The organism is Brevundimonas sp. Bb-A, from assembly GCF_009394735.1.
Classification (GTDB): Bacteria; Pseudomonadota; Alphaproteobacteria; order Caulobacterales; family Caulobacteraceae; genus Brevundimonas; species Brevundimonas aurantiaca.
Genome location: NZ_CP045456.1, coordinates 675,387 through 688,459 on the forward strand (window position 1 = coordinate 675,387; position 13,073 = coordinate 688,459).

Sequence of the window (13,073 nt, forward strand, 5' to 3'; positions counted from 1 at the left end):
CATGGCCGCACCCCTGATCTGCCCATCCATCCTCGCCAGCGATTTCGCGCGCCTGGGTGAAGAAGTCCGCGCTCTGGAAGCCGCCGGCGCCGACTGGATCCACATCGATGTGATGGACGGCCATTTCGTGCCCAACATCACCCTGGGTCCCGACATCGTGAAGGCGCTCCGACCGCACACCCGTCTGCCGTTCGACGTCCATCTGATGGTCGCGCCGGTCGATCCGTGGCTGGAGGCCTATCGCGAGGCCGGGGCCGATCTGCTGACGGTCCATCCCGAAAGCGGGCCGCACGTCCACCGCACCCTGGGCCGGATCCGCCAGCTGGGCGCCAAGGCGGGCCTGGTCTTCAATCCGGGCACGCCCCTGTCGATCCTGGAGGAGGTGGTCGATCTGGTGGACCTGGTGCTGATCATGTCGGTCAATCCCGGCTTCGGCGGGCAGAAGTTCATCGACGGTTCGCTGCGTAAGATCGAAAGGGCGCGCGCCATTCTGGATCGCGCCGGATCGCCGGCCCATCTACAGGTGGACGGCGGCGTGACCTCGGCCAATGCGGGCGCCTGCGTCGGCGCAGGGGCCGACGCCCTGGTCGCGGGCTCCTTCGTCTTCAAGGGCGATTATGCGGCCAATATCGCCGCCCTGAAGTCCGCCCCGAACGCTTCGACCGCCGGGTGAGCCCCTTGGGTCCCTTCGCTCCGCGGCGCGAGGCCGAGACGCCGGACGTCGCCTCGGGCCAGATCCCGGGCCTTCCGGGCGCGCCGGTCCGCACGCCCGTCCGGGCGGGGCAGGCGGCGACCAGCGCCGGTCTTTGGCCCGCCATCGCCGGGCGTCTGATCACCCGTCAACTGTGGATCGAGCTTTACGGCCTTCCCGGCTATGGTCTGACCCTGAGCCCCGTGCTGAGCGGGGGCAAGGTCACGGCCTTCGCCGCGACGCCGCGGGATTTCCGGCCGCACGATCCCGCCCCGGGCAAGAACCTGCTGGTCGGGCGCTTTATCCTGGCCGGCGCCTCCATGGAGGTGGAGCCCCCGTCCGATCCATGGAACCGACCCAGTCCGTCGCGGCCCTTCGCCGTCGAATTGCACGCCTTCAACTGGCTGCCGGCCCTGATGGCCCAGGGCGAGCGCGGCGCGCGCGAGGCCCTGCGCCTGGCCCTGGCCTGGGCTGACGCCTTCGCCCGCTGGTCGCCCTTCGCCTGGGGGCCGGAGATTCTGCCGCGCCGGGTGATCAACCTGGCCTGCGCCGCCCGCCGCATGGGGGCGGTGGCGACCGAGGCGGAACGGTTGAGGCTGGCCGACAGTCTGGCGCGCCAGACGCGCCAGCTGTTGCGTCCGCCGGGCGGCCTGGCCACGCGGGCGGAGCGTCTGACCGCCGCCGCCATCGGGGGCTGCGTCCTGGCCGGCGCGCCGGGGCAGGGCCTGCGTCGCCGCGCCCTGGGCGGTCTGGCGGGGGCGCTGCGCGTCACGGTTCACGACGACGGTTCGCATGCGTCACGCAGTCCCGAGGCGGGGCTGGAGCTGCTCTTGGACCTCCTGACCCTCGACGACGCCCTGGCCCAGCTGTCCGAACCGACGCCGCAGCCGGTGTCGGAGGCGATCGACCGCCTGACCCAGGGCTTGCGCCTTCTGACCCTCCCCGACGGGCGGCTGGCCGGTTTTCAAGGCGGCGGTCCCTCATCGGCCGCCCGTGTGGCCGCCGCCCGAGCCCATGACGAGGCCGCCGCCACGGCGCGCGCAGCCGATCGGACCCATCCCCCCGTCGGCCGGATCGGCGGCTTGGTGCGGATCGCCAGCCCCCTGTTGTCCATCATCGCTGACGCCGCCTCGCCCGCGCGCGGCGCCTGGGGCGCCACGGCCTGCGCCCAGCCGCTGGCGCTGGAGATCGCCTGCGGCAAGGACCGTCTGGTCACCGGCTCCGGCTGGACCCCCGCCGCCACCGATCGTCAGGCCCTTCGCCTGACCCCCGGCCATTCGACCCTGACCCTAGGCGAGCGGTCGCTGAACGAACCCTTGGGCGGCTGGAAGGGCGAGCTTCTGGGACCGCGCCTGGTCGGGCCGCCGATCCATGTGACAACCGACCAGAGGGAAGCCGAGGGCGCGGTCTGGCTGGAGATGGAGCATGACGGCTGGAACGAAGCCTTCGGCCTGAACCATCAGCGGCGCCTGTATCTGGACCAGAGGCTGGACGAGTTGCGGGCGGAGGAGAAGCTTTTCCCGACGCCCGGCCGCAAGGAGGTGATCCGCCAGATCGCGGCCCCCTACGCCATCCGCTTCCATCTGGAGCCGGGGGTTCAGGCCTCGCTGGCGCGGGACCGTCGCTCGATCCTGCTGCGCGGCGCCTCGGGCCGGGGCTGGTGGTTCCGCACCGACGGCCCCGACGTGGCCATAGAGCCCAGCGTCCATATCGACGCCGGGCTGACCCGCCGCAGCTTGCAGATCGTCGTGCGCGGCTCGGCCCGCACCGACAGCGAGAGCCGGATCCGCTGGAAGCTGAGCCCGGCAGGCGCGAGCGGCGATCCGAGTTGATCCTCGTCAGAAACCGTCCGTGGGGTGACGAGGCGGCCGTTTGGCGCTAGAGGGCGCCCCATCCTCCCCCAGCCTTCACGGACGCCGCCATGCCCGCCGCTCCCGACTTTCCCCCCGCCCCTGATCGGGTCAAGCCGCAACGCGCCCTGATCTCCCTGTCCGACAAGGCCGGGCTGGAAGAGGTCGCCCGCACCCTGAACGACCTGGGCGTCGAACTGGTCTCGACCGGGGGCACCAAGGCGGCGATCGCCAAACTGGGCCTGCCGGTCAAGGACGTGGCCGATCTGACCGGCTTCCCCGAGATGATGGACGGCCGGGTCAAGACCCTGCACCCCGTGGTCCACGGGGGCCTGCTGGGCGTGCGCGACGCGGCCGACCACGCCCAGGCCATGACCGACCACGGCATCGGCGCCATCGATATCGTCTGGATCGACCTCTATCCGTTTGAATCAACCGTTGCGGCGGGCGGTTCGTTCGAGGCGGCGGTCGAGAACATCGACATCGGCGGCCCGGCCATGATCCGTTCGGGCGCCAAGAACCACGGCTATGTCGCCGTCGCCGTCGACGGCGAGAGCATCGGCCTGATCCTTGAGGCGCTGAAGGCGGAAGGCTCGACCGATCTGGCCCTGCGCAAGCGGCTGGCCGCCCGCGCCTTCGCCCGCACCGCCGCCTATGACGCCGCCGTCTCCGCCTGGTTCGCCCAGCAGGTCGAGGACGCCGCCCCGGCCCGCAAGTCGATCGCCGGTTCTCTGGCCCAGACCCTGCGCTATGGCGAGAACCCGCACCAGACCGGCGCCTTCTACCGCACCGGCGAGCGCCGGCCGGGCGTGGCCTATGCGACCCAGGTCCAGGGCAAGGAGCTGGGCTACAACAATATCGCCGACGCCGACGCCGCCTATGAGCTGGTCGCCGAGTTCGAACAGCCCGCCGTGGTCATCGTCAAACACGCCAACCCCTGCGGCGTGGCCGTGGGCAAGGATCTGTCGGAAGCCTATGCCCGCGCGCTGGAATGCGACGCCGTCTCGGCCTTCGGCGGCGTGATCGCCGTCAACCGGCCGCTGAACGGCGACGACGCCCGCGCCATCACTGGAATCTTCACCGAAGTGGTCATCGCCCCCGGCGCCGACGACGAGGCCAAGGCCGTCTTCGCAGCCAAGAAGAACCTGCGCCTTTTGATCACCGACGGCCTGCCGGATCCGCACGGGCCGGGCGAGGTGTTCCGTTCGGTCGCCGGCGGCTTCCTGGTGCAGAGCCGCGACCGGTCGCTGATCAAGCCGTCGGACCTGAAGATCGTGACGAAGCGCCAGCCGACCCCGACCGAGATCCAGGACATGCTGTTCGCCTTCACCGTGGCCAAACACGTCAAGTCCAACGCCATCGTCTACGCCAAGGACGGCCAGACGGCCGGCATCGGCGCCGGCCAGATGAACCGCCGCGACAGCGCCCGCATCGCCGCCATCCGCGCCAAGGAGGCCGGCGAGGCGAAGGGCCTGGCTCATTCGCTGGCCGAGGGGTCGGCCTGCGCCTCGGAAGCCTTCTTCCCCTTCGCCGACGGCCTCTTGGAAGCCGTTGCGGCCGGGGCCACGGCGGTGATCCAGCCCGGCGGCTCGATCCGCGACGACGAGGTCATCGCCGCCGCCGACGAGAAGGGCATCGCCATGGCCTTCACGGGCGTGCGGGTCTTCCGGCACTGACCTCTTGGGGAAGAAGGGCGCTATCGCTCGCGACGCGGTCGCTCGCTGCTTGAGCGCCCTTCTTCCCATAGTCGGCGTCCTCGCGTTCGTGACTGGACGCTCCCCGCGCGCCGTGATGGTCTGGCGGCTCCCCCGTTTCTGGAGCCGTCCCATGACCACCCTGATCCGTCCCGAAGGCCAGACCGCCGATGATCTGAAGCTCAGCCGCAGGGCGGTGGGGGCGCTGGGGGGGCTGTTCTTTTCCGGCTATGCAGTCGCCGCCCTGGCCAGGGAGGCCAAGCCGATCACCACCGACGCCGTTGGACTGGAGACGGCGGAGGTCGCCTATCCGGCGCCGGACGGGTTTCAACTGCCGGCCTATGTGGCGCGTCCGGCCGGAGACGGCCCCTTCCCCGTCGTGATCGTCGTGTCCGAGATCTTCGGGGTTCACGACTATATCAAGGACGTCTGCCGCCGCCTGGCCAAACAGGGCTACGCCGCCATCGCCCCGGCCTTCTTCGTCCGGGTCGAGGATCCGGCGCCCCTGTCCGACATGGGCCGGATCATGCAGATCGTGGGCGCGGCGAACTATGAACAGGTGATGGGCGACCTGTCGGCCACCCTGGAATGGGCCAGCCAGCAGCTGTGGGCGCGCGACGGCAAGGTCGGGATCACCGGCTTCTGCTGGGGCGGCAAGGTGGTGTGGCAGGCGGCGGCGCGCTTCGCCGCCATCGGCGCGGGCGTGGCCTGGTACGGCCGTCTGGCGCCGGCGGCGGACGCGACCCCGGCCCAGGTCTCGTCCGGCCAGCCCTGGCCGGTCGATCTGGCCGACGACCTGAAGGCGCCGGTGCTCGGCCTCTACGGCGGTCAGGACCAAGGCATTCCCCTGGCCAGCGTCGAACGGATGCGCCAAGCCCTGGCGCGCGCCGGTCAGACCCAGAGCCGGATCGACGTCTATCCCGACGCCCCGCACGGCTTCCACGCCGACTACCGCGCCAGCTACGCCGAGGCGGAGGCCAAGGACGGTTGGGCCAAACTGCTCGCGGTTTTCGATAAAGCGTTAAAGAATTAGGCGGTTACTGGGTGAAGGCGCGGCGACCGACCGCGCCGCTCGGGAGGAACGACGTGGTCGGAAAACGGTTGAAGCGGACGATTCTGCTGAGCGTCGGTCTTCTGGCCCTGCCGCTGGCGGCCTGCGGCGGGGGTGGCGGCGGAGGAGGCGGTTCCGGTTCGGTCACGCCGGTGATTCCCCCTCCTCCTCCTCCTCCTCCTCCTCCCCCTCCCCCGCCTCCACCGCCGCCACCTCCCCCTGCGCCGCCGTCCACCACGTCCGCCGAATATGAGCGCAACTATGGCGTGGCCAATGTGAAGGCTGAGGCGGCGTGGCGGGCGGGCGCCACCGGGAGCGGTGTGACGGTCGCCGTGGTCGATTCCGGCGTCAGCCGAGACACGGCGGATTTGGTGGGGCGGATTTCCGCCGCCTCGACCGACGTGGTTCCCGGCCGTAATGCGCCCTATGTCGCCGACAGCAGCCACGGGACACGGGTCTCCGGGGTGATCGCCTCCAACTTCAACGGCCAGGGCACGATCGGCGTCGCCTATGAATCCACGATCTTGTCGATCCGCACCGACATCTCCGACTGCGAGGAGAAGAACACCGACGTCTGTTTCAGCAGTTCGGACCTGGTCCGGGCCCTGGACTACGCCGTGGCCAATGGGGTCAAGATCATCAACATGTCCCTGGGCGGCGACGACCGTCTGGGTTCGGCCTTTGAGGCCGCGCTGCTCCGGGCGGTCAATTCGGGGGCGGTGATCGTCGCCTCCTCCGGCAATGACGGCGAGGCCAATCCCGGCTGGCCGGCGCGCTACGCCGTCGATCCGCGCTTCGCCGGGGCCGTGATCGCGGTGGGATCGCACAACGCCTCCAACGCCATGTCCAGCTTTTCGAACAGGGCCGGGGTGGCGGCGGCGGGCTATATCTCGGCGCCGGGCGAGGCGATCGTCACAGGCTGCGATACGACCAGCTGCTGGCGGGTCAGCGGCACGTCCTTCTCGGCCCCGCACGTCGCCGGCGCCCTGGCCCTGTTGATGGACGCCTTTCCCAATCTGACCGGCCGCCAAGCCCTGTCCCTGCTGATAGAGACTGCGCGGGACGCCGGAGACGCCGGGACCGACGTCGTCTATGGCCGCGGTCTTCTGGACCTGGCGCGCGCCTTCCAGCCGGCGGGGACCACTTCTGTGCCCCTGGCGGACGGCGCGACCCTGGTCGCCGCGACGGAGCCCGGCAGTTTTGTCGGCTCGGCCTTCGGCGACGCCTTTGCACGCCAGACGGCGCTCGAGACCGTGCTGTTCGACGGCTATGATCGAATGTTCGCGGTCCAGCTGGGCGGCGCCTATCCGACGGCGCCCAGCCGTTCGTACCAGGCTGCGCCGTTCGAACCCAGCCGCACCGCCACGACCAGCCTCAGCCTGCCCCGCGGCGGGCGGCTGAGCCTGACGGCGGCCCAGCTTGACGAACCGGTCGAGGCGGTGACGGCCCGCCACGACCTGACCGACGCGCCCTGGCTGGGCGACGAACCCCGCCAGGAGGCCCTGCTGGATCTGGAGATCGGCCGCCTGAACTTCGCCACCTGGCAAGGTCGCGGCGGCGCCGTCTCTCCGTTCAAGGGCGCGGCCGGCGACGGTTTCGCCGCCCTGGCCCAGGCCGATCATGCGGCGCGCGGTCAGGTTCGGCTCGGCGCCTTCACCCTGGCGGCCGAGAGCGGCGGGGGGGACCGTCGCATGCCGCTGCGTCGGGTCGAGGAAGCGGCCTCGACCTACAGCCGCGCCACCCTGGCCTGGCGCGGCGCCGACGGCGGCCTGTCGCTGAGCCTGGGCGCCCTGGACGAACGGCTGGGGCCCTTGGGGGCCTTCATCCCGGGCGGTTCGGACTTCGCCCTGCCGTCGCGGACCCGCTTCTATGCGGTCGGCGGGGACTGGGCCCTGCGACCGGGTCTGGCCCTGCTCGGCGAGGTCGGCGTGGGCGCCACCGAGACCGAAGGCCGTTTCCTGTCGACGGACGGGGCGGCGATCAGCTCCAACTGGCGGCTGGCCCTGCTGACGGGTTGCACCGCCCTGTGCGATCGGATCAGCTTCACCGTCTCACAGCCGCTCCGGATGGAGCGGGGGACCTTCTCGGCCTGGCTGGCGGACGTGCCGGTCGATTATTTCGACCCCCTGACCTATTCGCGTCGCCGCTTCTCGGCGGCGCCCAGCGGGCGTCAGATCGACTTCATCCTGGGCGGCGAACGCAGTCTGAGGGACGGCTCCAGCCTGTCGCTGCAAGCCGTGGCCAGCCGCGAGCCGCGCCACACCGCCGACGCCGCGCCCGAGTTCGCCCTGATCGGGGGCTGGCGACGCCGGTTCTGAGGGGGTGTCGGCGCTGGTGAAGGTGAGCGAGAATTGTGCGGCCTCGAACGTCGTGCCGAACGCCTCGCTCACCTGCCGCTCACCAGCACTATTCACTAGCACAAACCCCCTCAGAGGAGGGCGGTGATCAAGCCTTGCCGTCGAAGGCGTGAGTCTGGGGTTCGCCGCCGCCGCCGCCATAGGGGTTTGACGGCTGGGCGCCCGATCCCTTGGCGGCCACCACCACCATGGCCGGGCGGATCGTGCGGCCGAAGAGTTCGAAACCGGACTGCATCGTCTGGATCACCGCCCCGCCCGGCACCGTGTCCGACGGCTGTTCGATCATGGCCTGGTGCAGATGGGGGTTGAAGGCCTCGCCGGCCTCGGGGGCGACCCGTTTCAGACCGTTGGTCTCGAACGCCTGCAGCAGGGCCTTCTGGGTCATTTCCAGACCGGTCACCAGACCGGCCGTGGCGCCCTCGGCGTCCTTGGGCGCGGCCATCAGGGCGCGCTCCAGATTGTCGGCCACGCCCAGCAGATCCTTGGCGAAGCGCTGGATGGCGTAGGCGCGGGCGTCGTTCTGCTGGGCCTCCGAACGGCGCTTCAGATTCTCCATCTCGGCGGCGACGCGCAGGGCGCGGTCCTTCCATTCGTCGCGCTCGGCGATCACGGCGTCCAGCGGCGCCAGAGCGTCGGACGGATCGGCGTCCAGCCCGTGTTCGGCGTTGGCCTGGGCCATGTCGGCGTCCAGTTCGTTGAAATCGTCGTTCTGGGGTTTGTCGCTCACGTTTCTTTCCCGTCCAGCATCCGGCCCAGCACCCGGGCGGTATAGTCCACCAACGGAATGACACGGGCGTAGTTCAGTCGCGCCGGTCCTATGACGCCTATGGCGCCCAGAACCCGCTGTCGGCCGCTCATATAGGGCGCCGCGATCACGGCGGAACCCGAAAGTGAAAACAGACGGGTTTCGGCGCCGATGAAAATCCGCACCCCTTGGGCCGCATCCACCCCGTCCAGCAGGCCGATCAGCTGTTCCTTCTGCTCCAGATCGTCGAACAGGACCCGCACCCGCTCCAGATCGGCCAGGCCTTCGCCGTCCTGCAGCAGATTGGCCCGACCCCGCACGATCAGGGCCCGCTCGCGGTCCGGCCCGCCGGACCAGGCGGCAAGACCGTCCTCGACCAGTCGCGCGGCGGCCTGGTCCAGCTCGCGCCGGGCGATCTCCAGCTCCTGGGTCATTTCCCGCTTGGCCTCGGCGAAGGGCCGGCCGCGCAGCCGCGCGTTCAGGAAGTTGGAGGCCTCCGTCAGGGTCGAGGGGGTGACCCCCGCCGCCAGGGTCATGATCCGGTTCTCCACCGTGCCGTCGTCGGCGACGATGACCGCCAGGGCCTGATCGCCGCCAAGCGCCACGAACTCGACATGTTTGACCCCGGCGTCGCGCACCGGGCTGGAGACCACGCCTGCGCCCCCCGCCAGGCCCGACAGCAGATTGGACGCCTCGTCCAGGGCGGCCTCGAAATTGCGGCCCCGGCCGGCCAGGCGGGCGTCGATCTCGCGCCGCTCCTCCTTGGTGAGGTCGCCGATCTCCAAGAGGCCGTCGACGAACAGGCGCAGACCCGCATGGGTGGGAATCCGCCCCGCCGAGGCGTGGGGCGAGGCCAGAAGGCCCGCCAGGGTCAGGTCCTGCATCGTATTGCGGATCGAGGCCGGCGACAGGGCGATGCCGCCCAGCGACAGGGTCCGCGACCCGACCGGTTCGCCCGTCTCGAGATAGCTCTCGACGATGCGCCGGAAGATGTCGCGCGCGCGCGCGTCCAGCCCGGCCAGCCCCGCCAGAGACTGGCCCGTCGCCGGACCGCCGTCGAACGGCGGGGTTTTGGGGGCATACAGGCTCACGTTTTCAGGATAATCACCGCCGCCCCAGCTTCCAAGGACTCATCTCATGCGCCATTCGCAACGCACCGACGCCCAGCTGCGTCCCGTGACCATCGAGACCGGCGTCAATCGCTACGCCGAGGGCTCGTGCCTGATCAGCTTCGGCCATACCAAGGTTCTGGTGACGGCCTCGGTCGAGGAGACCATCCCCGGCTGGATGCGCGGCAAGGGCCAGGGCTGGGTCACGGCCGAATACGGCATGTTGCCTCGCGCCACCCACACCCGCGGCCGCCGCGAGGCCGCCGCCGGCAAACAGACGGGCCGCACCCAGGAGATCCAGCGCCTGATCGGTCGCAGCTTGCGCGCCGTCGTCGATCTGAAGGCGTTGGGCGAGCGTCAGGTGGTGCTGGACTGCGACGTGATCCAGGCCGACGGCGGCACCCGCACCGCCGCCATCACCGGCGCCTGGGTCGCCATGGCCTCGGCCCTGAACTATCTGCGCGACGAAGGCGTGCTGAAGGCCGACCCGATCCTGGACCAGGTGGCCGCCGTCTCCTGCGGCGTCTGCGACGGGGTTCCGGTGCTGGACCTGGACTATGAAGAGGATTCCGAGGCCGAGGCCGATTCCAACTTCGTCCTGACCGGTTCGGGCCAGATCGTCGAAATCCAGGCCACGGGCGAAAAGCGCGGCTTCACCCGCGCCGAGTTCGACCGTCTGTTCGCCCTGGCCGAGACCGGCTGCGCCGAACTGTTCGCCCTGCAGAAGGCCGCGCTGGAGGCGGTGCGCTCTTAAGGGGTTTCGCGCGTTCAACAGGCGGGTCATCGTGGCTATGACCCTCAGCCCGGAGATGTCGATGCGCCCTTTCCTGTCCGCCTGTTTCGCCCTGTCGGCCGTCCTCGCGGTCGCCGCCTGCCAGTCCGGGGAGGACAGGACCGCGCCCGCTGCGGCCCCCGGTTCGGGCGCGCAGACCATAGCAGAGACGGCTCCGGGTCCGGCGTCTTCGGATCAGCCCGATACGGGCGCTGAACGAGGCCTCGCAGCCCAGACCGCATGCCGCGCGGATATCGGCGAGGCGGCGGCGGCGCGTCTGGTCGAGCGCTGCATCAAGGTCAGCCCGGCCACCCATCCGCCCTGCCACGCCGACAATCCCTGCGCCCTGATCCGGGGCGAGATCGACCGGTCCTGCAAGCTGTGGGACAAGGATCCGCCCGCCGAATGCCGCTCTTGAGACGGCTGTTATGAAAAAGGCCCCGCCGTCGCCGGCGGGGCCTTCGTCACTCAAACCTCAGGCCGAGGCTCAGTCGCGACGGCGACGGCCGCGATCGCCGCCTTCGCGCTTGGGACGGCCGCCGGTGTCTTCCGACAGCGGCTCCTCGCCGCGTTCGGCGCGTTCGGCGTTGATCTTGTCGGTGATGTCTTCGCCGGTGGTCTGGTCCACGACCTTCATCGACAGCTTGGTCTTGCCGCGGTCGTCGAAGCCCAGGAACTTGACCTTGACCTCCTGGCCTTCCGACAGGACGTCGGCCGGGTTGGCGACGCGTTCCAGAGCAATCTGGGACACGTGGACCAGGCCGTCCTTGGCGCCGAAGAAGTTCACGAAGGCGCCGAAGTCGACGACCTTGACCACCTTGCCGGAGTAGATGGCGCCCACTTCCGGTTCCGAGGCGATGGACTGGATCCAGGCCTTGGCGGCGTCGATCTTCTCCTGGTCGTTGGCGGCGATCTTGATCGTGCCGTCGTCGGCGATGTCGACCTTGGCGCCGGTCTTCTCGACGATCTCGCGGATCACCTTGCCGCCCGAACCGATCACTTCACGGATCTTGTCGACCGCGATCTTGATGGTTTCGATCTTGGGCGCATGCTCGCCCAGCGAGGCGCGCGGGGCGTCCATGGCCTTGGACATCTCGTCGAGGATGTGCAGGCGGCCGGCCGAGGCCTGGGTCAGGGCCTGTTTCATGATCTCCTCGGTGATGCCGGGGACCTTGATGTCCATCTGAAGGCTGGTGATGCCTTCCGAGGTGCCGGCGACCTTGAAGTCCATGTCGCCCAGGTGGTCTTCGTCGCCCAGGATGTCCGACAGGATGGCGAACTCGCCCGACGGCTCCAGGATTAGACCCATGGCGATGCCCGAGACCGGACGGACCAGCGGAACGCCGGCGTCCATCAGGGCCAGGGACGAACCGCAGACCGTGGCCATCGAGGACGAGCCGTTCGACTCGGTGATCTCGGAGACCAGGCGGATGGTGTAGGGGAAGTCTTCCTTCTTGGGCAGCATCGGACGGATGGCGCGCCAGGCCAGCTTGCCGTGACCGATTTCGCGACGACCGGGCGAACCCATGCGGCCGGCTTCACCCACCGAATAGGGGGGGAAGTTGTAGTGCAGCAGGAAGCTTTCCTTATAGGTGCCCTGCAGGCTGTCGATGTACTGCTCGTCCTCGCCGGTGCCCAGGGTGGCGACGACCAGGGCCTGGGTTTCGCCGCGGGTGAACAGGGCCGAACCGTGGGTGCGCGGCAGGACGCCGACTTCCGACACGATGGCGCGGACCTTGTCCAGGGCGCGGCCGTCGACGCGGTGAGCGTTCTCGATGATGTCGCGACGCAGGACGTCGGCTTCGCATTCCTTGAAGGCGGCCGAGAATTTGGAGCTGTCGACGCCCTCGGGCTTGTCGTCGGTCTTGACCAGGGCTTCGGCGGCCTTCTTCTTGGCGGCGTCGACGCCCGAGCGGCGCTCGTACTTGCCCGGATGGGCGTAGGCGGCCTTGATCTCCTCGCCGACCAATTTCTTGATCGCGGCGACGACGTCGGAATGGTCTTCGGCCTGGAAGTCGAACGGCTCCTTGGCGGCGTGTTCGGCCAAATCGATGATGGCGTCGATCACCGGCTGCATGCCGGCGTGGGCGAACATCAGGGCCTTCAGCATGGTCTCTTCCGACAGCTCCTTGGCCTCGGATTCCACCATCATCAGGGCGTCCTGGGTGCCGGCGACCACCAGATCCAGGTCGGAGCCTTCCATCTGGTCCAGGGTCGGGTTCAGCACCAGTTCGCCGTCGATGAAGCCCACGCGGGCGGCGCCGATCGGACCCATGAAGGGCACGCCGGAAATGGTCAGGGCGGCGGAGGCGGCGACCATGCCGAGGACGTCCGGATCATTCTCCAGGTCGTGCTGCAACACGGTGACGACGACCTGGGTCTCGTTCTTGAAGCCCTTGACGAACAGGGGGCGGATCGGGCGGTCGATCAGGCGGGAAACCAGGGTTTCCTTCTCGGTCGGACGGCCTTCACGCTTGAAGTAGCCGCCCGGGATCTTGCCGGCGGCGAAGGTCTTTTCCTGGTAGTTGACCGTCAGGGGGAAGAAATCCAGGCCCGGCTTGGGCGAACGGCCGTAGACGACGGTGGCCAGAACCACGGTCTCACCGTAGGTCGCCAGCACGGCGCCGTCGGCCTGGCGAGCGATGCGGCCCGTCTCCAGAGTCAGCGGGCGTCCGGCCCACTCGATCGTCTTGCGTTTGATATCGAACATATTTCGTCTTTCGTATCCCGGACGGCGTATTCCGTGCGGGGTCCCATCATTGGGCGGATGCGTCGGCGTTCAGTCCTTCGATCCAAAGGTCGCC

10 protein-coding genes are annotated in these 13,073 nt (G+C 69.5%); 7 read left to right on the plus strand and 3 right to left on the minus strand.

Annotated elements, in window-relative coordinates; genetic code table 11:
• Nucleotide 1 precedes the first annotated feature (1 nt).
• The 5 genes from rpe to BSP_RS03345 all read left to right on the plus strand — a co-directional run bounded on the left by rpe (nucleotide 2) and on the right by BSP_RS03345 (nucleotide 7,604).
• Nucleotides 2-673, plus strand: coding sequence for a ribulose-phosphate 3-epimerase (rpe, locus tag BSP_RS03325; RefSeq protein ID WP_152949292.1), 672 nt, complete (start codon nucleotides 2-4; stop codon nucleotides 671-673).
• Complete coding sequence (locus BSP_RS03330; RefSeq protein WP_152949293.1) at nucleotides 670-2,523, plus strand: heparinase II/III family protein; 1,854 nt, start codon at nucleotides 670-672, stop codon at nucleotides 2,521-2,523. Before rpe ends, BSP_RS03330 begins: the two co-directional genes overlap by 4 nt.
• Nucleotides 2,524-2,612: 89 nt before the next feature.
• Nucleotides 2,613-4,217 carry a bifunctional phosphoribosylaminoimidazolecarboxamide formyltransferase/IMP cyclohydrolase gene (purH, locus tag BSP_RS03335; protein ID WP_152949294.1) on the plus strand — a complete coding sequence of 535 codons (1,605 nt, stop codon included), beginning with the start codon at nucleotides 2,613-2,615 and terminating at the stop codon, nucleotides 4,215-4,217.
• Nucleotides 4,218-4,368: 151 nt separating this feature from the next.
• Entirely contained in the window at nucleotides 4,369-5,268 is a 900-nt protein-coding gene (locus BSP_RS03340; RefSeq protein ID WP_152949295.1) for a dienelactone hydrolase family protein, read from the plus strand.
• A 284-nt stretch (nucleotides 5,269-5,552) separates the two neighbouring features.
• Nucleotides 5,553-7,604 carry a S8 family peptidase gene (locus BSP_RS03345; protein WP_227976099.1) on the plus strand — a complete coding sequence of 684 codons (2,052 nt, stop codon included), beginning with the start codon at nucleotides 5,553-5,555 and terminating at the stop codon, nucleotides 7,602-7,604.
• Between the two features lie 127 nt (nucleotides 7,605-7,731).
• Here BSP_RS03345 and grpE read toward each other — a convergent pair whose 3' ends face one another.
• Together grpE and hrcA are read right to left on the minus strand one after the other, a co-directional pair.
• Complete coding sequence (gene grpE, locus BSP_RS03350) at nucleotides 7,732-8,370, minus strand: nucleotide exchange factor GrpE (RefSeq protein ID WP_152949296.1); 639 nt, start codon at nucleotides 8,368-8,370, stop codon at nucleotides 7,732-7,734.
• Complete coding sequence (gene hrcA, locus BSP_RS03355; protein WP_054766799.1) at nucleotides 8,367-9,419, minus strand: heat-inducible transcriptional repressor HrcA; 1,053 nt, start codon at nucleotides 9,417-9,419, stop codon at nucleotides 8,367-8,369. Before hrcA ends, grpE begins: the two co-directional genes overlap by 4 nt.
• A 106-nt stretch (nucleotides 9,420-9,525) precedes the next feature.
• Between hrcA and rph the strand changes: the two genes are divergently transcribed.
• Entirely contained in the window at nucleotides 9,526-10,251 is a 726-nt protein-coding gene (gene rph / locus BSP_RS03360; protein ID WP_152949297.1) for a ribonuclease PH, read from the plus strand.
• A gap of 61 nt (nucleotides 10,252-10,312) precedes the next feature.
• Nucleotides 10,313-10,687: a hypothetical protein gene (locus BSP_RS03365; RefSeq protein WP_152949298.1), complete on the plus strand. Its 375-nt coding sequence runs from the start codon at nucleotides 10,313-10,315 to the stop codon at nucleotides 10,685-10,687.
• Nucleotides 10,688-10,756: 69 nt separating this feature from the next.
• Here the strand turns inward: BSP_RS03365 and pnp are convergent, their stop codons facing one another.
• Nucleotides 10,757-12,979, minus strand: a complete 2,223-nt coding sequence (gene pnp, locus BSP_RS03370) for a polyribonucleotide nucleotidyltransferase (protein ID WP_152949299.1) — start codon at nucleotides 12,977-12,979, stop codon at nucleotides 10,757-10,759.
• Between the last annotated feature and the right edge of the window lie 94 nt (nucleotides 12,980-13,073).